The sequence below is a fragment of the Pseudomonas putida W15Oct28 genome, from assembly GCF_000708715.2.
Lineage (GTDB): Bacteria > Pseudomonadota > Gammaproteobacteria > Pseudomonadales > Pseudomonadaceae > Aquipseudomonas > Aquipseudomonas putida_R.
Window position 1 is genome coordinate 36,121 of record NZ_JENB01000035.1, and the last position, 20,234, is coordinate 56,354.

Below are 20,234 nucleotides of genomic sequence, written 5' to 3' on the forward strand. Positions count from 1 at the left end.
GGTGCCTCAGGTAGCTGTGTTTCGGGGGAGGGTGAAGTGGAAGCTGGCGCCCTGGTCGATCTGGCCCTCGGCCCAGACCCGGCCGTCATGGCGCTCGATGATGCGGCGCACACTGGCCAGGCCAATCCCTGTGCCCTCGAAATCTTCCATGCGGTGCAGGCGCTGGAATACGCCGAACAGCTTGTTGGCATAGGCCATGTCGAAGCCCACGCCATTGTCGCGGATGCAGATCTCGGTTTCGTCTGGATGCTGCACGGCACTGATGCCGATATGTGCAGGTGTACGGCCGCGTGTGTACTTGATGGCATTGGCGATCAGGTTGTGCAACGCCATGTTGATGAACGCCGGGTCGCCGATCACCTTGGGCAGCGGGGCGACGTCCCAAACGATTGCGCGGCCTTCGTAATCGGGGGCAAGCTCGCTGCGAATGGCATCGACCAGCGCGTTGAGGTCGACGTCGGACAGGCGCAAGGCCGAACGGCCCATCTGCGAAAAGTTGAGCAGGTTGTCGACCAGGCTACCGGCGAAGTGCGCCGCTTCCCCGATATGCTGCAAGTAGCGCTTGCCGCGCTCACTCAGGCCCTGGCCCTCCATTTCGCCAAGCAGTTCGGTATAGCCGGCAATGTGCCGCAGGGGGGCGCGCAGGTCGTGGGAAACACTGTAGGAAAACGCTTCGAGTTCCTTGTTCGAACGGCGCAAATCGCCAGCCAGCTGTGCCAGTTCCTCGGCTTTGCGCAGGACAATGCCAAGCACGGCGGTGCGCAGTTCCAGCACGCCCTCGATCACTAGCGGGTCCCAAGGCTGGCTATAGCCGCGCAGTTCTTCCTGCCAGCGTTCGAAACTGTGCCGCGGGTCCAGGTTGCCCTGTGGCCCCACCTGTTTGGTCGGCTGGCCAGCCCAGTTCACCGTGCGCACCTGCTCGGGCTTGAACCACAGCAGGTAGTGCGAGTGGATCTGCGAGATGGCCACCGCCAGCACACCACCGGCATGGGTGGCCAGCTCGGGCAGGTCAGTGATGTCGCGGCGCACGTTGTCACTGTGGAATACATTGTCTTCGCCGCGCTGGCCAAGCCAGTGCACCAGCGCGGTCACCTGGGCTTCAGGCGGGGTCTGGCCGATCAGGTCACAGCGTTCGGCCGAGATCACTGCGGCGCCCTGGGCGCCGGCAAAGGCCAGCAACACCTGGGGCAGTTCGCGCAGGCCGTCACTGACGCTGTCGTGGTCGGCCATGGACGAGATCATGCGCACGATGTGTTGGCGCAGCGCCAGCAACTTGCGCGTGCTGGCATGGGACTCGCGGGACTCGATCTGCAACGACAGCACACTGGCCAGCAACTCGCAGGTCGTGCGGGTCCGCAGGTCCACCGCGCGCGGCTGGTGGTGGTGGCAGGACACCAGCCCCCATAGCTCGCCGTCGACCACGATAGACAGCGACATCGAGGCCAGCGTGCCCATGTTGCGCATGTATTGCAGGTGCACCGGTGAGACGCTGCGCAGCGCGGCGAAGCTCATGTCCAGTGCCTTGCCTGTGCGCGGGTTGGTGGCCGGTAGCAGGGGCGAGGGCTGATAGTTGGCATCCTCGATCACGCGAATGCGGTTGACCCGGTACAGCTCGCGCGCCTGACGCGGGATGTCCGCCGCCGGGAAGCACAGGCCCAGGTAACCCGGGTAGCCTGGGTCGGCCGCCTCGGCCAGTACCTGGCCGTTGCCGTCGGCATCGAAACGGTACGCCTTGACCCGGCCAAAGCCGGTAATGCGCTTGAGCTGCACCACCATTTGCTGCAGCAGGTCTTCGAGGCTGCTGGCCAATTGCAGGCTGCCGACAAAGCTGCGCACCAGCGGGTAATAGTCCCCTTGCCCGGCCAGATCCGGCGGCAGACGAGGGGGTTCGAATTCGGCAATCAGTACGTCGTCGTGGCCGTGCACCAGCAAGTGCAGCGGGGTGCTGTACGGCGCACCTTGGCGCAAGCGCACATCACCGATGTGGAAGGGGAATACTTCATCTTCAGGCAGCCGGGCGAGCTGCGCGTGCAGGTCAAAGCCATCGCTGACCAGGTTGGCGAAGGGGCAACCGATCAGTTCACGGGCCGGCAAGCCCAACCAGTGCTCGACGTTTTCACTGGCCTGCAGTACGCACAGGTCGGTGGCATCCAGCACCAGCAGAAAGCCGTGGGGCTGGATGCTGCTCGGCACGTGGATCGGTTCCCGGGCACAGCGCTCCATGGCTTCTGCCAGCGTGTTGTCTGCAGTCATCAATGAAAACGCTCCTGTCATGTCCTTCCATGTACGGCAGAGGTGCCTGGCACAGGATGTGTTTGGCTCACCCTATCAGAAACCAGGCACATTTACCGGCTCTCGGCCATTGGAGGCACGGGGATGCCCTGGGGTTCTGTGCCGTTCCGGCTTTTTTTAATGGGGCGCTATCGCTTTATCGCTAATACAAAAAAACGGCCTGATGCCAACCCCGTTGCGCAGCCTCGCTGCTACGCTCTGTTCAGGACGTTTCGACAAGGATAATAAGGTGACGGAGCGCTTGGTGGCCGCGTTGTTTGGCCTGTTGTTCAGCGGCAGTACCGTGGCAGCGGATTTTCTCGTGGAAGTGCGGGTGCTGGTGCAGCGTGGCTGCATGCTGGTCAACCAGACACGCGACGCGGGAGCCCAGGCCTTGGGACAGGTTGACCTGGGCACGACGGCACGCCTGGACGGCCCTGGCGCGCCGCTCAGCGGCGTACTGCTTAGCCCGCGCCCACCGCGCCTTGAGTGCAACCCGGACACCCCCTATCAAGTGCGCGTCGATGGCGGCCAGCATGGCGGCGTAGGCGAGTTGCGCTACCTGGCCAGCGACGACCGCACGGCTCGGCCCATCCCTTATCGCTTGTACCGCGACGCTGCCTGGCGTGAGCCTCTGGCCGTTGGGGTAGCCCAGTCGGCGAGGGTGCCGAGCAGCGGTTCGGTCGAGCTGCCGTTGTTCGCACGCATCGACAAACTGGCCTGGGTACCGAATGCAGGGGTTTACGCCGACCTGCTCAAAGTCACGGTCACCTGGTAGGGACGCACCATGCACAAGGACGCCACGCCATGAACCGCACTTCGATCCTGTTGCTTACCCTTGGCCCGCTACTGGTTCCCGGTGGTGCGGCGCATGGCAGCACCACCGGTTTCATCCAGGCGCGGTTGGTGATCAGTGCAGCCTGCCAGATCAGCAGCAACGACACGCAACCGGCTGTGCTGGGCAACCCGGGGGTACTGGACTTTGGCGAGCGCGGCCCGAACTGGGACCAGCCGCTGCGCAGCCGGGTTGACGAAGCCGGCGGCGAGGGCACCCTGCAGATCAGCTGCACGCCAGAAGTTCGCGCCTTCAACGTGCGGATCAATGGCGGCCTGAATGGTGACGACGGCGTGCGCCGGCTGAGCAACGGCCGAGAACTGATCCCTTATCAACTGGCGGTCGACCCGGGCGGCAACAGCCGCTACGTCATCGGCCAGGCGCGTGCCTTCACCATCAACAGCAGCCAGCAAGTACCGATCCCCATTTACGGTGTGGTGGTGGCGCAACCGCGCGCACTGCCGGCCGGGCTTTACCGCGACACCCTTAGAGTGACCCTGGACTGGTAACCACGCAAGGAGACTCCGATGCGACCGAACCTTTCATGCTGCATGCTCGCAGGCCTGGGCCTGGCCTTGGCTTCCCAGGCCCAGGCCGCCACGGTGACCGGCAGCATCAACTCGACCCTGACGCTGATTTCGGCGTGCCAGGTAAATGGTAGCTCGGGCACCTCGGGGCTCAACTTCGGTGCCTTGAACTTCGGTACCCAGGATGCCTTGTTCGTCACCGCCAATGCCCAGGTGCTGGGCGGCGGGAATGGTGCCATGAGCATCCTGTGCTCGGCGGGTACGGTGCCTGTGATCAAAGTGCGTGCAGGCCTGCATGACGGCCAGTCGAGCGGTGGCACGCGTGCGCTCGCCGACGGTTCCGGCAACTTTGTGCCGTATGACCTCTATACAGACACCGGGCGTACGACGTTGCTGGCCGTCGACGGCACCATCACCCTGCCGACCAGTACTGGCGTGGCCCAGACCGTCAACCTTTACGGCAAGGCCGTGGGCAAGGCGGGCCTGCCCGCAGGGGTCTACAGCGACACGATTTCGGTCGAACTGTCGTTCTGATCCATGCGCGGCTGGCTGGCAGGTGGCCTGACCGGAGTCGGCATGCTGTTGGCCGCCCCGTTGGGGGCGGTGACCACCAGCACCTTCACGGTAACGGCGCAGATTGTCGCCGGGTGCCTGGTGGGGGGTGGTGTCACCAGTTACGGCACGCTCGATTATGGCTCGCAGTCGGCACTGTCCAAAGCGTTGCTCAGCACCTCGCTGGGGGGCACGACAGTGACTTTCCAGTGCACGCCGGGCGTGGCCATGAGCATGAGCGTGGACGGCGGGCAGAACAGTACCAGTGGCACACGCAACCTGAAACGCACCAGCGGCACGCAAGTGCTGGCCTACCAGTTGTACCGGGACGCGGCCTACAGCCAGGCCCTGGGAATCGGCCAGAGCGTGGCCGTGAGCTATTCCGACCCGACGGCGATCAAGCTGCCGGTGTACGGGCGGGTCCAGCTGACCGGCGTGCTGCCGGCAGGGACCTACACCGATGTAGTGCAAGTGACGGTGACCTGGTAAACGCCAGCGCACCAACGACAAGTGTCTAAGGAGAGCTGCATGCGGGCAGGCGCGAAGTGGGCGCGTGGATTGATCGGATTGTTGTGGCTGGCAAGCCTGCCGGCCGGGGCGGCCACCTCGGTGCTGATCTGGCCGATCGACCCGGTGCTGGAGGCCGACCAGAAGGCCGGTGCACTGTGGCTGGAAAACCGTGGCACTGAGCCGGCCAATTTGCAGGTACGGGTATTCGCCTGGCGCCAGGGTGATTACCAGGAACAGTTCCAGGCGCAGCGCGAGATCATCGGCAGCCCGCCGGTCGCCAACATTGCCCCCGGGCAGAAGCAACTGATCCGCCTGACCCGTACCGGCCCTTCACCTGCCGGCCAGGAGCAGGCCTACCGCATCATCATCGACGAGATCCCGCCCGCCATCCCGGTCGACAAGGCCGAGCCCGGCGCGACTGCGGCCATCCGTTTGCAGATGCGTTATTCGGTGCCGCTGTTCGTCTATGGCGAGGGGCTGTGGGGCAAGGCCGACCCTGAAGGCAAACGCAATGCCGAAGGCGTGGGCAAGCCGCAGCTCAGCTGGCAGCCGGTGACGGTGCAGGGCAAACCTTACGTTGAACTGCGTAACACCGGCCCGGTGCATGCGCGGCTGACCGATGTGGTGGTGCAGCAAGGCAGCCAGAGCAAGCCACTGGCCGAAGGCCTGCTGGGCTATGTGCTGCCGGGCGCCAGCATGCGCTGGCCTGCCCCCGTGGCGTCCACCAGCGGCAGCGTGCTGAAGGGCAGGGTCAACGGCCAGAGCGCGGCGGACGCCATCCGCCAAGGCCAATGAGCCAACGAATGAATGCAGTGCAGGGGCCAGGGAGGACCCGGCAATGGTTGGAAACCGTGTGTGAAATGGCTTTCGGCGACGACGCGCCGCTGGTGTCTGGGGCTGGCCATGGTCAGCCCCGGGCTGGCGCTGGCCGACGACCTGCCCCCGCCGCCCACGGAGATGTCCGCCATCGCCGACGCCACCCTGTACCTCGACCTGGTGGTGAACCAGATGCCCAGGGCTGAACTGGTACCGGTGCAGCAGCGGGCCGGGCAGTTGTACCTGGGCAGCGATGTATTGCGGGCGGCCGGTATCTCGTTGCCGGGCAACCCCCAGGGCGAGGTGGCCCTGGAAAGCATCGCGGGGCTGCACACCGACTACGACAGCCAGAACCAGCGCCTGCTGCTGCAGGTGCCGCCGGCCTGGTTGCCAGACCAGCAAGTGGGTGACCGTAACCTGTACCCGACCAGCGATGCGCGCAGCAGTTTCGGCGCCTTGTTCAACTACGACCTGTATCTGAACGACACCGATGAGGGTGGCACCTACCTGGCCGCCTGGAACGAGCTGCGCCTGTTCGACAGTTGGGGGACCTTCTCCAGTACCGGGCAATGGCGCCAGTCATTCAATGGCGCACAGGCGGACGATACGCGCCAAGGCTTCATGCGTTACGACACCACCTGGCGCTTCACCGACGAGCAGCGCCTGCTCACCTACGAAGCCGGTGACTTCGTGACCGGCGCCTTGCCCTGGAGCAGTTCGGTGCGGGTGGGCGGCCTGCAAGTGTCACGGGACTTCGCTGCGCGCCCCGATCTGGTCACTTACCCGTTGCCGGCGTTCGCCGGCGAAGCCGCGGTGCCGACCTCGCTCGACCTGTTCATCAACGGTTTCAAGTCCAGCACCACCGAGCTGCAGCCAGGGCCGTACACCCTGACCAACGTGCCGTTCATCAACGGTGCCGGGGAGGCGGTGGTGGTTACCACGGATGCCCTTGGCCGGCAGGTGTCGACTACCTTGCCGTTCTATGTCACCAGTAGCCTGTTGCAGAAGGGCCTGTCTGACTACTCGGTAGCCGCCGGTAGCCTGCGCCGTGATTACGCGGTGCGCGATTTCAGCTACGGGCCGGGGGTTGCCTCGGGCAGCCTGCGCTATGGCCTCAGCGACATTTTCACCCTGGAAACCCACGCCGAAACTGCCGAGTCGCTGATGCTTGGCGGGTTGGGCGGCAACATGCGGCTGGGCAACTTCGGCGTGCTCAACGCCGCCCTTGCGCAAAGCCGGTTCGACGGTGACAAGGGCCATCAGGTCGCCCTGGGTTACCAGTACAACAGCCAGCGCATCGGCTTCAGTTACCAGCGCCTGCAACGCCACGGCGACTACGCCGACCTGAGCCGGGTCGATTCCCCGGACATGCAACTGAGCAAAAGCAGCGAACAGGTTACCCTCAGCCTCAACCTGAACGAATACGGCAGCATCGGCGCCGGTTACTTCGATGTGCGTGCAGGTGATGGCACGCGTACCCGGCTGATCAACCTGAGTTACAGCAGGCCGCTGTGGGGCAGCAGCAGTATGTACCTGTCAGCCAACCGCGAGGTCGGCGACAGCCAATGGGCAGTGCAGGCGCAACTGGTGATCCCGTTCGACCTGCACGGTACCATGGCCCTGGGCATGGAGCGCAGCAAGGAAGGCGAGAGCCTGCAAAGGGTCAACTACAGCCATGCAGTACCGGCGGGAGTAGGCGTCGGTTACAACCTGGGCTATGCCGCAGGCAGCGACCGCGATGCCTACCGCCAGGCCGACGTCACCTGGCGCTTGCAGTCGGTGCAGTTGCAGGCCGGTGTGTATGGCAGCAGCGGCGCGATGACCCGCTGGGCCGACGCCAGTGGCTCGCTGGTGTGGATGGATGCCGGCGTATTCGCCGCCAACCGCATCGATGATGCCTTCGTGGTGGTCAGTACCGCAGGCTACGCCGATGTGCCGGTGCGTTACGAAAACCAGGAAGTCGGCCGCACGGATGCCAAGGGGCACTTGCTGGTGCCGTACAGCAGCGGTTACTACCGTGGTAAATATGAAATCGACCCCATGGACCTGCCACCGGATGTCCTCGCGCCGAACGTCGAGCAGCGTGTGGCGGTACGTCGGGGCAGTGGCTACCTGCTGGAGTTCCCGCTCAAACGTGTGATGGCGGCCAGTGTCGAACTGGTCGACAGCAACCAGCAGGCGCTCAAGCTGGGGAGCCGCGTTACACATGATGAAAGCGGCAGCCAGGCGGTAGTCGGTTGGGATGGGCTGGTGTATCTGGAGAACCTCTCGCCGCATAACAGCCTGCAGGTTGAGGTTGAAGGCGGTGGACATTGTCAGGTGGCCTTCGACCTGCCCAAGGCCGAAGGTTCGATCCCCCTGATTGGCCCGTTGGTATGCAGATGAAGGCTGGTTGGCGCGTGTTGTCGGCCGTTGCCTTGCTACTGTGGGCCGGTTCGGCCTTGGCCAAGTGCACGATAGTGTCGACACTGCCGGTGCTGTTCGGCGCTGTCAATTCGACCCAGGTACGGCTGGCGACCCAGGCGGCCTCTACCACCAACGCGGGCTTGCAGTGCAACGGGACGGTGCTGAGCGTGCTCAGCAGCAGCGACTCGTTCAAGCTGACCGTGACCCCGGCCACTGGCGGGTTGGTAGGGCCTACCGGTGATGTTATCCCTTACACCCTGTATGCCGATTCAACCACCAACTTCCCGATTACCCGAAATGTGGCCTTCGAGTTTGGTCGCACCGGTATTCTCGACCTGCTCGGCCTGCTCAATGGCACGCCCAAGGCGGTGCCGCTGTATATCCGCACGCAGATTGGCAGTAACGTGGCAGCTGGGTTGTACCAGGAAACCCTGTCCCTGGCGTGGGCGTGGAACTATTGCGAAGGGATTGCCATCGGCGGGCTTTGTATCGGGCGTGACAATAGCTCGGGCTCGGCGAGCCTCACCGTGAGCCTGACAGTGACGAATGACTGCCAGATCACCACGCCTGACATCAACTTCGCCAGCGCGCCAGTGGTGGCTGGGTTCGGCACCGTGAGCCAGAACCTGAGTGTGTCGTGCACCAAGGGCAGCAGCTACACGGTGGGCTTGAATGACGGGCAGAACGTCGCCAACGGTCGGCGGCGAATGAAGTCGGCCGCCAACAACTACCTGGCCTATGACATTTTCAAAAGTGCCGGGACTGTGCGCTGGGGGTCGTCAGGGGCTGCCAGGCGTTCCAGCACAGATGCCGACGTCAATCCCGGCCTGGGTACCGGTACGGGGAGCCAGGTGTTCAACTACAACGCCAAGGTCTATACCGACCAGGCTACGCCGCCGGCAGCCACCTATTCCGACAGCGTGATACTGGATGTGCAGTTCTGACTGAGCCTTATTCCTGCCGCAGACGCGGTCTATCTTTTGGGGCGCAGCTCAGTCCCTGTAGGAGCGGCCTTGTGTCGCGATGGGCTGCAAAGCAGCCCCGGCAATCTGTGCTGGGGCTGCGATCTTGGGGCCGCGACGCAGCCCATCCGACCGGTCCGGCGCCCCGGCAAGGCCGCTCCTACAGGGGACCGCGTGAGGTGAGGTTCAGCGCAAATCGTCCGCCATTTTTGACAGGGTCTCCAGCACCGCCCCGGCCAGTGCCTTCGACCGCGCGCCCGACCACCCGGTAACGGCATCAGGTGCGTCGTCATGGTCCTTGAACGGCATCTCCAGGGTCAGCGACAGGCAGTCATGGGCCATGCCCACGGCATTGCAGGCCAGCGTCGTATTCGCCTGGCCAGGCTCGTCGCGGGTGTAGCCATGCACGGTCTGGAAGTCGCGGGTCACGCTGCACAAGGTGCTGCGGAACTGCTCTTCGAGTTTTGCCAGCCGCGGCGTGTAACCCGGGTTGCCCTCGCAGGCAGCGGTGAACACGTGCGGAATCTCTTCGTCACCATGCACATCGACGAACGCATCCACGCCGTACTGCTTCATCTGCGCCTGGGCGAAGAACACCTCGGGGGTGAGTTCGACGCTGGCGTCCTGCCAGGCGCGGTTGAGGTCCTTGCCCTTGAAGTTGGTACGCAGGTGGCCGAGGAAGGCGCCGTCGGGGTTCATGTTGGGGATAAGGTACAGGTCGGCCTTGGCCAGCAAACCCTGGATCACCGCGTCGTTGGCTTGCAGGCGGTCGATCACGCCCTCCATGAACCATTCGGCCATGTGTTCGCCCGGGTGTTGCTGGGCAATCAGCCACAGCTTGCGCTTGCCTGTGGCGCCATCGCCGGCACGCAGCAGGGGAATGTCACGGCCCTGCACGCTGCGGCCGCTGGCCAGCAACTCGACCCCCGGCAGCTGCTGCGCGCGTTCGATCAGCTGGTTGTGGCGCGCGCGTGGGTAAGGTTCGAAGTAGGCGAACCAGATCTGGTCCTGCTCTGCTTTCACTTCGAACGACAGCGCCGTGCCGTCGAACTGGCTAGGCACGCGGAACCAGCTTTGCTGGTCGTAGGAGGCCACGGCGTTGTAATCGCTCCAGGCGTTCTTGTACGAGGAGCCGGAGGCGTTGTCGAGGCTGAAGCGATGGACCTGGCCCGGCGTCAGCCCGCTGACCTTGAAGTGGAACCACTGGTAGTGGCCGCTGTGGGTGTCCGGGCGGATGGCCAGGTGCACCTGGGCCGGGTTGCTGGCGTCCAGCACCTGGATGTTGCCGGAATCGAAAGCGCAGTCGATCTGCAGGGGGGACAGCGTCACGGTCATGTGCCGGGCTCCTTTGCGGGCGTTGTTGTAGGGATACTGTACACGGCTTGGCAGGCTTGCTGCGCTTTAACGCGGTTGTCATGCGGGCATGGCAGCATGCGGGTCCCCCTTCGCACAGGTGAAACCACAGTGCATTCCGGCATGACCCGCAAGCCCTTCATCCTCCGCTCCAGCGACATGCGCAGCGATGACTTCGGTGCCTTGTTCACGCAGATGTTCGGCAGCCTGTATGCCGACATGCCGCCGCTGGCCGAGGGCATCAGCATTGGCGGCGTGTATGGGCGCTTTGAAGGCATGAGCGTGCGGCGCATGCAGTATGGCGGGGATTTCAGCATCACCCTGCCCACGCCACAGGACGAAATCACCTTCGTGCTGTCCACCGCTGGCAAGATCATTTTCGGTCACCGAGGCGAATCGATTGGGGGTGCCCAGGTGGGGCTGGCGGTCGACAAACGCGATATTCGCACGGTACGTTTTGCCGAAAACCATGCCCAGTGCGGCATGTCGATCCGCCGCGGGTTGTTTGCCGAGCGCCTGTCATTGTTGTTAGGCCAGCCCTTGGCGGCACCGGTGTGTTTTGCCCCGGTGGTGGACTTGGCGTTGCCGGTGTTCCAGGGCATACGTGCGTTACTGGAAATGGCCACCGGTACGCAGTTTGACCAACTGATCAATACCGGCGTACTGATGCCGACCCGCCTGCAGGAAATGTTGGTGGATGCGGTGCTGGAGGCCTGGCCGCACAACTATAGCGAGGCACTGCGCAGCCCCGCACCTGCGTTGGCGCCGCGCCATGTGAAGCTGGCGATGGCCTACCTGCACGAGCATCCGGCGCGCTTGGTCAGTGGCACTGAGCTGGCGGGGTTGGCCAACGTCAGCCTGCGCGCCTTGCAGGATGGCTTTCGCCGTTTTGCCGGGACCTCGATTGTTGCTTATCAGCGGCAGGTACGGCTGGAAAGTGCGCGCCAGGTGCTGGCGCGCGGGGAGGGCGGGTCGGTGGCCGAAGTGGCCTTGCGACATGGGTTCAGCAACGCGGGGCGTTTTGCCCAGTACTTTCAGCGGGCGTTCGGGGTAAGCCCGGCCGAAGTACGGCGCGGCGGTTAGCACAGCCTGGCGCCGGCTGTGCCGGTGTTCGCGGGTAAACCCGCTCCCACAGGTGCAGTACGGCCTTCAAAAGTGCTGCAGTACCTGTGGGTGCAGGTCTGATCATAGTTTGCAAGGTCAGCGCCGTCCCTGTGGGAGCGGGTTCACCCGCGAACACCGGCGCAGCCGGTGCCAGCGGTTAAAGGGTCAGAACGCATAGCTGGCCTTGAGGCTGCCACTCACCCCGTGGCTGTCGCCACCGCCCATCGCCGCCACTTCGGCGCCGACACTCAAGGCACCCAGGTTGGCCATCAGGTTCACCCCGCCAGTGAACTGGTCGCGGTTGTCGAACGCTGCCCGTTGCTCGATATCCAGCCCCAGCAGGTGCCCCTGGCTGTCCACTTGATGATCACCCAGGGCATGCTCGTAACCCACTTCCACCCCCGGCACCAATTGCCAGCTGCCTACGGGAATCGGCGCGAACGACGCCTTGAGGTTGGCCACCGCACTGCGACGGGTTTCTTTCAGGTCGTCCACCTGCAGGGCCAGTTCGCTGCCTTTCTCGGTGAAGCCGTTCAGGTCAACGTGGCTGACCCGCATGCCAAGGCTTGGCTCCAGCACCACGCCATTGGTGGGCAGGCGGTAACCCAATGCCAGGCTGGCACCCGCCAGGGTGCCGTGGCTGTCACCCTTGGCTGTGCCTAGGCCGCCGCCCAGTTCGCGCTTGCTGGAGTAGTCGAGCCAGCCGCCGCTGATGTCGGCATCGATGAACAGGCCGTGCTCCAGGCTCCCTGGGGCAAAGCGTGCGCCCAGGCTGAGGAAGGTCAGGTCGGTGTCGGCCTCGCCACCGGCACCGCCCACACTGCCCCGGTTGTAGCCAAAGCCGGCGTGAGCGCTGAGCTGTTCCGAGAAACGCTGGGTCATGCCCACCATCAACCCCTGGCTGTGCTCGTTGCTGCTGGCCGCGTGGGCTGAGCCGTCAGTGCCCAGGTAGCCGGCCAGCGCTGTGCTCCACAAGCGCGCCTGGCCGACCTTGAGGTTGCTGGCGTCGGCAAACGGCGAAGCCGCACGCTCGACCATGGCGCCCTGGCGCAGCAGGTAGCTGGCGGCATCCGCGTGCACCTGGCCGCCAACGGTAGACGTCACGCCGCCCAAGGTGCCGGCATCGATGGCCGATTGCAGGTAGTAGTTATAGGCGCTGTAGCTGCCCGACAGCGACGTGTCCTGCAGCTCGCGCAACAGTTGCGCGCCCGCGGCAGCGTTGCCCAACAGGCCAGCCTCGCCGGGCAGGGAGCCATAGCGCACCATCTTGCCGCGCAACACGTAGATCGTTTCCTGGCTCAGGCCCAGTCCCTGCTTGAGGTAGTTGTCCATGCTGCCGTACGCGGCGCTGACTTCATCAAGACCCGTCTGCAGGTAGCTGGCTTCAACCCCGAGCAACGGCGCGTAGATGGCGGCCATGCTTGCCGGCATTGCCGCCAGGGTGGCAGCCACGCGGGCGGCGGTGTAGTCGTTGGTGGCCAGGTAGTTGCTCATGATGGTGGCGTCGTCCACCCCGGCGATGCTCAGCAGCACGGCGGCCGTCCAGCCGGTGCGGTCCTTGCCGGCGGTGCAATGGAACAGCGCGGCGCCGTCGGCGGCGGCCAGTTCGTTGAACAGCACGGTGAACTGGCCACGCATGCCGGCGTCGCTGACGAAGGCGCGGTTGGTCTCCTGCATCATCGCCCGCGCCTGTTCAGCGCTGCTGAAGGAAATGTTGGTGATGTTGGAGCCCGATGCGGTGCTGCCAATGATGTCGATGTTGGTGTAGCTGGCGCCGTCCGGCAGGGTATCGGGCGTGCTGGCGATTTCGCTCGCAGTGCGCAGGTCGTACACATCGCTGATGCCCAGGCCATTGAGGGTGGCCAGGTCGGCAGCGGTCGGGGTAAGGGCATTGGAGCGGTAGAACACCCCGGCCCGCATCGTGCCGTCATGGCTTGTGGTGTAGGCACTGGTGGTGCCGGCGATGTCGCGGAAATTGTCCATGCCGGCCAGGCGCGGCGTGTCGAGCGCCTCGGCGGCGTGGGCGGTGGAAATGGCAAGGGTGAGCAGGGACAGGGAGCAGAGCACACGTTGCAGCACGGATCAGGCCTCAGTCAGTGGGTTGGGCTGCCTACTGTCCGGGGGCAAGATGAAACTGAATGTTACAAGGTGCGGTAGCGGGTGAAAGGGTGCGCGTTCTGTCTTGCTCCTGCGCGTTTTGTCTTTCAGGCGCCAATATTCCCTGTACAGCGGGCGCACTGCCTTCGGTGCGCAGACATAACTACCGCAGTGGAGTAACCCCATCGGGTGTGATGGTGCCTTTCCCGAAAGGAGAGGCCCAGGATGCCAACCCCCGCAGCTTCCATCGACACCTTGATCGCCAGCCAGTTGCCCGAGTGGCTGGCGAGAGCCTCGGCCACCCGGCTGGTCGAGTTGCATGCCTGTTTACGCGAGCAACAGGCTGTGCAGCAACATCTGGAGGCATTGTTTGGTGACCTGGTGCCCCTCGATGTCTTTGCTGCACCCTTGCTCCAGAACGCGCTTGCCGAGCCGCTTGTGCATTCACAGGATGTGCGCAAGGCCATGCTGAAAATACACTTCATCGAACGTTATCCCGGCTCCCGCCCGGAAGTACCGCCAGGTGTTCGCGAGCGCACCCTGCAGCACAGCTTGCTGGCCGCTGCACTGCACAATTTCAGCCACGGCGAAACCCGTTCGCTTGGGCTATCAGATCAATCGAGGCTGCTGGATGCCCAGGGCAACGTCTTGCCCATGACGGCCAGGGCCTTTGCCGGGCTTTGCCGCACGCTGGACCTTGGTGGGCAGTACCAGGCCTACCTGAAAGCGCAGTTGACCGCGCAGGGGGAGGCGGGGCAGCGGGTGGCGATGCTGCTTGAGCAAGGCCAGCGCCATGCGCTTGAAGCTGCCTTGCGTATTGCTGCCCTCAAAGGTGACATTGATGAGACTGCACAGGTGCAATGCCTGGCGGCGATCAGCGTTGAGCAAGGCGCGGTTACGCGGATGCGCCCGAACGCATTGCGCGTGTTTGGCAAGCGTGTGCGTGGGGCCGTGGCCTTCGAGCTGCACAGCGACGGCCTGGGCGAGGGGCAACTGCAAGGCGTGTTGTGCTGGTTACCTGACGACCCGCAGGGAGCAATGACTTGGCATGCGTCCTGGGGTGCACTGTTTCAGATGTTGGGCAGGCGGTTTCGAGTGCCCGGCTACCGTGAGTACTTCCAGCGATTCATCAGCGAACGTGACCGCGAGCGTTACACACTGGCATTGAACCTCGCCTTGGCACAGGGGGCGGCGCACACACCCGTGGTGCTTGATGGGCGCCACGAAGTTATCCGCGAACCCTTGTTCCGGTTCCTGCAGAAAAGCCAACTCGACACCCTGTTCGACGATGCGCAGGTGCTGGCTGTGCCTACTGCCATTCAGGACAGTGCCGAACGTGATCGACGGCTGCACTTCTACGCAAGCCTCGGCCTCGACTTGCTGGGGTTGGCGAGCTTCTACGTGCCGGGCCTCGGCCTGCCGCTTTTGGGTATCTCTGCGCTGCAGGTGGTGGATGACGTGTATGAGGGTTACGTCGACTGGCAACTGGGAGACCGGCAGAGCGCGCTGGAACATGCCTTCAGCGTAGCGGTGAACGTGGCACAAGCGGCGGTGACTGCCGGGGCAGGAGCAGCCTCGGAGCGCCTGCTACGCCGCGCTTCATTTGTTGACGCGCTGGCGCCCGTGCAAACTGCGCAGGGGCAGTACAAATTGATCGACCCACGGTTGGAGGCCTACGCGCTGAATGATGACCTTCTTGCCACCGGCCAGTACGCCAGCGTCGCGGGTCAGGCTCACTTACGAACGCACCAGGCGGCTTACCGGGTAGCCGGCGACTTTTACGAAGGCGAGTTGTACATCCAGCATCCGCAGCGTGATGGGGCCTATGCGCCAAAGTTGCGGCACCTGGGGGACGGCGCATGGCGGCATGAACTGGAGACACCGCAGGCATGGCAGGGGGTAGAGTTGCTGCGGCGCCTGAACAGTGGCTTGGCTGAGGTGGATGAGCAGGTGGCCCGCGATGTGTTGTGGGCCACGGGCTACGATGAGGACCGGCTGCGGCGTTTGCACCAGGAGGAGGGCGCGGCGCCGGCACGTTTGCTCGATGCCCTGCAGCGCTGGGCGCTGCACGAGCAGTTTCCGAGCTTGCAAGGGGCTGCGTTCGAACAGCATTTCCTCGAACAGCAGCGGGTGCCGTCACCTGCCGAACAGGTTTTACTGCGTGATTTCCCGGGGCTTACAGCCCGGGGTGCGAGTGAAATCGTGCAACAGGCTGATGAGCTGCTGGTCGAGCGCATGGTTGACCGGCAACGGGTGCCGCTGGCCTTGGCCGAGCAAGCCCGCTGGTTGCTCAGGGACAGCCGCCTGGACCGGGCGTGTGCGGGCCTTGGCCAGGCCGAGGCAGTCAATGCCGATACCGAGCGCTTGGCGTTCGGGTTGCTGGGTCAGTGGTTGAGCTGGCCCGATACGCAGCGGATAGAGCTGCGTGAGGCCGAGCCAGGGGCAATGCCATTGGCCAGTATGGGCGCTCCGTCCGCAGCCGAAGTACGCGTGGTCGCCAAGGGGCGCCACGGTTATCAGGCCCAGGACCGCTCGGGGTTGCCTTTGCAGGGTGCGAGCGAGAGTGACAGCCTTGTGCAGGCGCTGCTGTGGCAACTGAATACTGCACAGCGACAGGCGCTGGGGGATGCCGGGCAATCGGCCGCACAGTTGGCACAGGCGCTGGCAGAGCGGGCCTTCGCACAGCGCGACGGGTTGGCCACCTTGCTGGGCATGGCACCCGTGGGCGGCAGAGTGCGCCCGCCGGTGCGCCTGGGGGATGGTCGCCTTGGCTACCCGCTCAGCGGGCGGGGAGAAAGCAGCACCGAGGCGTTGCACCGGGCGATCAGGCGTTTGTTTCCGGGTTTCACCGATGCCGAGCTGGAGGCGTTTATCGCCTCGGCCGACCGCCAGGGTGTGACGCCTTGGCATTACTGCTTCCAGTTGCGCGAGCAGCTGCGTCTTCTGGAGAACGCACTGAGCGACTGGCGGCGAGCGTCTGCCGGCCCGACGCAAAACGTACGCCGCGCCTGGGTGGCAAGGGTGATCCGCCGCGCCTGGCAGCGCCAGCATCGGGATACCCATGGCAACTACCAGTTGCTCATTGATGGCTGGCGGGTAGGGCGGCTGCCAAGGCTGCCTGAAGCCGTGGACTTCAGCCATGTTGCCCGCCTGACCTTGCGCGACATGAGCCTGCTGGAGATCGAGCCCGCTTTCCTGCAGCGGTTCAGCCGGGTGCGCAGCCTGGACCTGCGTGGCAACTTGCTGACGGCGATGCCCGCCAGTATCGAGCAGTTGGTGGAGCTCGTGGAGCTGAACCTTGCCGGAAACCACATCGTCCTGACCCGCGAAAGCAGCCAGCGTCTTGCTGCACTGCACCGGCTGGTGTCCCTTGACCTGCACGGCAATCTGTTGGGTCGTGCCCCGGATGTGCGCGCACTGTACCGTTTGCGGATCCTCAACATGCGCAACACGGGGCTGCGCGAATTGCCGATGGTGCTGCTCGAATCACCCACGCTGACCGTAATCGACCTGCGCGAAAACGGCATCAGCGAGCTGCCCGAAGCGGTGCTGCAACTGATCAGGCGCAACCCGGGCCGAGTCTTTTTGCATGGCAATCCCCTGTCGCCGCGGGCCATCCGGCAACTGCGTGAGCTGGTGGGCAACCAGGCGGCAATCGTGCTGCCTGGTCGTGTCCATGAAGAGTTGCTTGAGGATGAGCGCCTGCGCTACCTGGACGGCGTGGCACCCAGCGACCAGAACCGCCGCCTGGCACAATGGAGCAACCTGGCGGGGGAAGAGGGGGCGCAGGATTTGTTCCGCTTTTTTACCGACTTTTCGTGCTCTGCGGATTTTCGGCGACAGCCGCGTGAAATGAGCCGTCGGGTGTGGGGCATCATCGAGGCCTGCGAGCTGAACGGTGAAGTGCGTGAAGCGGTGTTTCAGCAAGCCGCCGGGCCGCGCAGCTGTGCCGACCAGATGTTGTTGATCCTCAGTGCCCTTGAGGTGCGTACCTTGGCGGCGCAGCGTGCTGCCGGGCTGGAAGGGGCCTACGCCATGCGGCCGCTGCTGCAGTTGGGGCGGGAGCTGTTCCGCCTGGATCAGGTCGACCGTATCGCCATCCGGCATATCCAGCAGATGCACATAAGTGCCCCCTACATGGCGGTCGACGAGGTAGAAGTGCACCTGGCCTACCGGGTTGGCTTGGCGGATGGCCTCGATTTGCCCGGGCAACCCTCGGCAATGAACTACGGATACGTCAGTGGCGTGAGCAAACATGACCTGGAGCTCGCCAAGCTTGAGGTTCAGCTTGCCGAAAACGCTGAAGCGTTGAGCCGCTCAATGGCCGCGCGCGACTTCTGGCAGCAATACTTGCAGCGCTTGCATGCCGACAGGTTCGAGGCCATGGGCGGGCCGTTCCATGATCGGCTGGAGGCAATATTCGATCAGCGCGAGCAGATGACTGACCTGGTGTTTCGCGAGTCTATCGAGGCGCTGCAGGCCGAGCGTTCGGCAGCAGAGCGAGCGTTGTATCTTGAACTGACCCGCCAGGCCTATGACAGGCATCCGGTCTGATGCTTCAAGAGAAGATGTGACGATTCTGTATTTTGCATATTAGCTTATGCATTTAATCACTTTTATTTATTTGATGTGGCCCGTTACATTCGCATTTCCTCAACCTGCAAGGAACTGCGAATGTCCCTTCGATCTCGCCTGCTGCTTTTCGCCGCCGCCACGCTGCTGGCCACTCAGTCTTTGGCCAGTGACCGCCTGACCCTGCGCATCGGTGACCAGAAAGGCAACATGCGCGCCCAGCTGGAGGCGGCCGATGCCTTGCGCGACCTGCCTTATGACATCCGCTGGGCAGAGTTCCCCGCTGCCGCGCCGCTGGCCGAGGCGTTGAACGCCGGGGCGATTGATGCCGGCATCATTGGCGATGCGCCGTTGCTGTTCGTGCTGGCTTCCGGGGCTCCGGTCAAAGCCATTGCCGTGGACAAGTCCGACCCGTATGGCACGGCGCTGCTGGTGCGCCCAGATGCCCCGCTGCACTGCGCTGCCGACCTCAAGGGCAAGCGCATCGCCACTGGCCGTGGCTCTATCGGCCATCACCTGGCGTTGAAGGCGCTGGATCAGGTCGGGCTCAGCGAAAAAGACGTGGAGTTCCGCTTTCTCGGCCCGGTCGACGCCAAGATCGCCCTGGCCAATGGCTCGGTGGACGCCTGGTCGACCTGGGAACCCTACACCGCGCTGGCCGAGCTGAGCGGCCAGGGCAAAGTGCTGGTCAACGGCCGTGGGTTGTCCAGTGGCAACAGTTTCCTGGCGGCCACCGACGAGGCGCTGGATGACCCGGCGCGCAAGGCCGCACTGCAGGATTACCTGGCCCGCCTGGCCGGCGCCCAGGTCTGGGCGTACCAGCACCTGGACAGCTATTCGCAAGCCCTGGCCGCGATCATCGGCTTCCCGCAGGACGCCGCCCGCCTGCAGTTCGAGCGCCGCCAGTTGCGTTGGCAGGCCATCGACGCGAAGACCATCGGTGAACAGCAGGAAACCGCTGACTTCTACCACGCCCACGGCCTTATGAATCAACGCCTGGACGTTGCCCCGACCTTCGCCACGGGCTTTACCGTGCCCGCCACTGACTCACTGGCCCAACATTGACCTGGAGACACCCCATGCTGCACCGCAAACGCCTGCGTCACCTGGCCCTGGGCCTGCTGCTCGGTGGCCTGCTGCCCTCGCTTGCCCATGCCGAGCAGACCTTGCGCATCGGTTACCAGAAATCCTCGACCCTGCTGACCTTGCTCAAAGCCCGTGGCACGCTGGAGCAGCGCCTGCAGGCCGAAGGTATTCGCGTCAGCTGGCACGAGTTCCCCAGCGGCCTGCCACTGCTGGAGGCGCTGAACCTGGGCAATGTCGACCTGTCGGCGGACGTGGCCGACACCGTGCCGGTGTTCACCCAGGCGGCTGGCGCCAAGCTCACCTATTTTGCTCGTGAGGCGCCATCGCCCACGGCCCAGGCCATCCTGGTACCCGCCGGTTCGCCGCTCAAGACCCTGGCCGACCTCAAGGGCAAGCGGGTGGCGGTGACCAAGGCGGCGGGCAGCCATTACCTGTTGATCCAGGCCTTGGCCAAGGCCGGCCTCAGCTTCAAGGACATTACCCCGGCGTACCTGATCCCAGCCGACGGCCGGGCGGCGTTCGAGAATGGCAAGGTCGATGCCTGGGTCACCTGGGACCCTTACGTAGCCAGTGCCCAGCGTCAGCAGAATGCACGCATCCTGGCCGATGGCAGCGAGCTGGCGAGCTACCAGCGCTACTACCTGGCCGGTAGCGATTACGCCAAGGCGCACCCTGAAGTGCTGCAGCAGGTGTATCAGGCGCTGCGCGAGATCGGTGCCTGGACCAAGGCCAACCCCGCAGCGGCTGCCCGGGTGCTGGGGCCGCTGTGGGGCAACCTGGACAGCGCCACGGTGCAGCAGGCCAATGGCCGACGCAGCTATGACGTGCAGCCGGTGCAACTGGACAACCTTGGCGAACAGCAACGCATTGCCGATGCCTTCTACCGTGAAGGGCTGCTGCCCAAACCGGTGGATGCGCGTGCGGTGACTGTGTTCGAGCCCAAGGTTGCTGACTGAGGATGCCTGTGCCGGCCTCTTCGCGGGTGAACCCGCTTGTGTCTTGGAGAGGGAATAGAATCTGAAGTGAGAGCGGTGAATGGCAAGCTGATAACCCGAGGTGCCCAGAGCACGTGTGGGAGCAAAAGCTGCCATTCACCGTTCCACTTTGGCGAGAGCCCGAACAGTTGGATGAGGGCCGTAATCT

At 64.3% G+C, this 20,234-nt stretch carries 14 protein-coding genes; 11 read left to right on the top strand and 3 right to left on the bottom strand.

The features are described from left to right. Nucleotides 1-6: 6 nt before the first annotated feature. Nucleotides 7-2,253, bottom strand: coding sequence for an ATP-binding protein (locus AK81_RS21050; RefSeq protein WP_043202124.1), 2,247 nt, complete (start codon nt 2,251-2,253; stop codon nt 7-9). 268 nt (nt 2,254-2,521) lie between these two features. Here AK81_RS21050 and AK81_RS21055 point away from each other — a divergent pair, with 268 nt between their 5' ends. The 7 genes from AK81_RS21055 to AK81_RS21085 all read left to right on the top strand — a co-directional run bounded on the left by AK81_RS21055 (nt 2,522) and on the right by AK81_RS21085 (nt 8,861). Then, on the top strand, nt 2,522-3,049 hold the full coding sequence (locus AK81_RS21055; protein ID WP_043202126.1) for a Csu type fimbrial protein: 528 nt from the start codon (nt 2,522-2,524) through the stop codon (nt 3,047-3,049). Between the two features lie 29 nt (nt 3,050-3,078). Then, nucleotides 3,079-3,615, top strand: a complete 537-nt coding sequence (locus AK81_RS21060) for a Csu type fimbrial protein (protein ID WP_043202127.1) — start codon at nt 3,079-3,081, stop codon at nt 3,613-3,615. A gap of 18 nt (nt 3,616-3,633) precedes the next feature. Next, nucleotides 3,634-4,167 carry a Csu type fimbrial protein gene (locus tag AK81_RS21065; protein WP_043202130.1) on the top strand — a complete coding sequence of 178 codons (534 nt, stop codon included), beginning with the start codon at nt 3,634-3,636 and terminating at the stop codon, nt 4,165-4,167. Between the two features lie 3 nt (nt 4,168-4,170). Continuing rightward, complete coding sequence (locus tag AK81_RS21070) at nt 4,171-4,674, top strand: Csu type fimbrial protein (RefSeq protein WP_043202132.1); 504 nt, start codon at nt 4,171-4,173, stop codon at nt 4,672-4,674. A 39-nt stretch (nt 4,675-4,713) separates the two neighbouring features. Next, complete coding sequence (locus AK81_RS21075; protein ID WP_043202136.1) at nt 4,714-5,490, top strand: fimbrial biogenesis chaperone; 777 nt, start codon at nt 4,714-4,716, stop codon at nt 5,488-5,490. A gap of 108 nt (nt 5,491-5,598) precedes the next feature. Next, on the top strand, nt 5,599-7,896 hold the full coding sequence (locus tag AK81_RS21080) for a fimbria/pilus outer membrane usher protein (protein ID WP_043202139.1): 2,298 nt from the start codon (nt 5,599-5,601) through the stop codon (nt 7,894-7,896). Further along, complete coding sequence (locus tag AK81_RS21085) at nt 7,893-8,861, top strand: Csu type fimbrial protein (protein WP_043202159.1); 969 nt, start codon at nt 7,893-7,895, stop codon at nt 8,859-8,861. The genes AK81_RS21080 and AK81_RS21085 overlap by 4 nt, the downstream gene beginning before the upstream one ends. 204 nt (nt 8,862-9,065) lie before the next feature. Here the strand turns inward: AK81_RS21085 and AK81_RS21090 are convergent, their stop codons facing one another. Further along, on the bottom strand, nt 9,066-10,214 hold the full coding sequence (locus AK81_RS21090) for a M14 family metallopeptidase (protein WP_043202141.1): 1,149 nt from the start codon (nt 10,212-10,214) through the stop codon (nt 9,066-9,068). A gap of 129 nt (nt 10,215-10,343) precedes the next feature. On the opposite strand from AK81_RS21090, the gene AK81_RS21095 reads away from it, so the two are divergent. Next, nucleotides 10,344-11,315, top strand: a complete 972-nt coding sequence (locus tag AK81_RS21095; RefSeq protein WP_043202144.1) for an AraC family transcriptional regulator — start codon at nt 10,344-10,346, stop codon at nt 11,313-11,315. A gap of 186 nt (nt 11,316-11,501) precedes the next feature. On the opposite strand, the gene AK81_RS21100 is transcribed toward AK81_RS21095, so the two are convergent. Next, entirely contained in the window at nt 11,502-13,415 is a 1,914-nt protein-coding gene (locus AK81_RS21100; protein ID WP_043202146.1) for a tyrosine-protein phosphatase, read from the bottom strand. A 243-nt stretch (nt 13,416-13,658) separates the two neighbouring features. Here AK81_RS21100 and AK81_RS21105 point away from each other — a divergent pair, with 243 nt between their 5' ends. The 3 genes from AK81_RS21105 (at nt 13,659) to AK81_RS21115 (ending at nt 20,047) form a co-directional block, all read left to right on the top strand. Continuing rightward, the gene (locus AK81_RS21105; RefSeq protein ID WP_043202148.1) at nt 13,659-17,987 is read left to right on the top strand and encodes an NEL-type E3 ubiquitin ligase domain-containing protein; all 4,329 of its coding nucleotides are present in this window, start codon (nt 13,659-13,661) and stop codon (nt 17,985-17,987) included. A gap of 120 nt (nt 17,988-18,107) precedes the next feature. Continuing rightward, nucleotides 18,108-19,070, top strand: coding sequence for an ABC transporter substrate-binding protein (locus AK81_RS21110; RefSeq protein WP_043202150.1), 963 nt, complete (start codon nt 18,108-18,110; stop codon nt 19,068-19,070). A 14-nt stretch (nt 19,071-19,084) separates the two neighbouring features. Continuing rightward, the gene (locus AK81_RS21115) at nt 19,085-20,047 is read left to right on the top strand and encodes an aliphatic sulfonate ABC transporter substrate-binding protein (RefSeq protein WP_043202153.1); all 963 of its coding nucleotides are present in this window, start codon (nt 19,085-19,087) and stop codon (nt 20,045-20,047) included. Nucleotides 20,048-20,234: the final 187 nt, after the last annotated feature.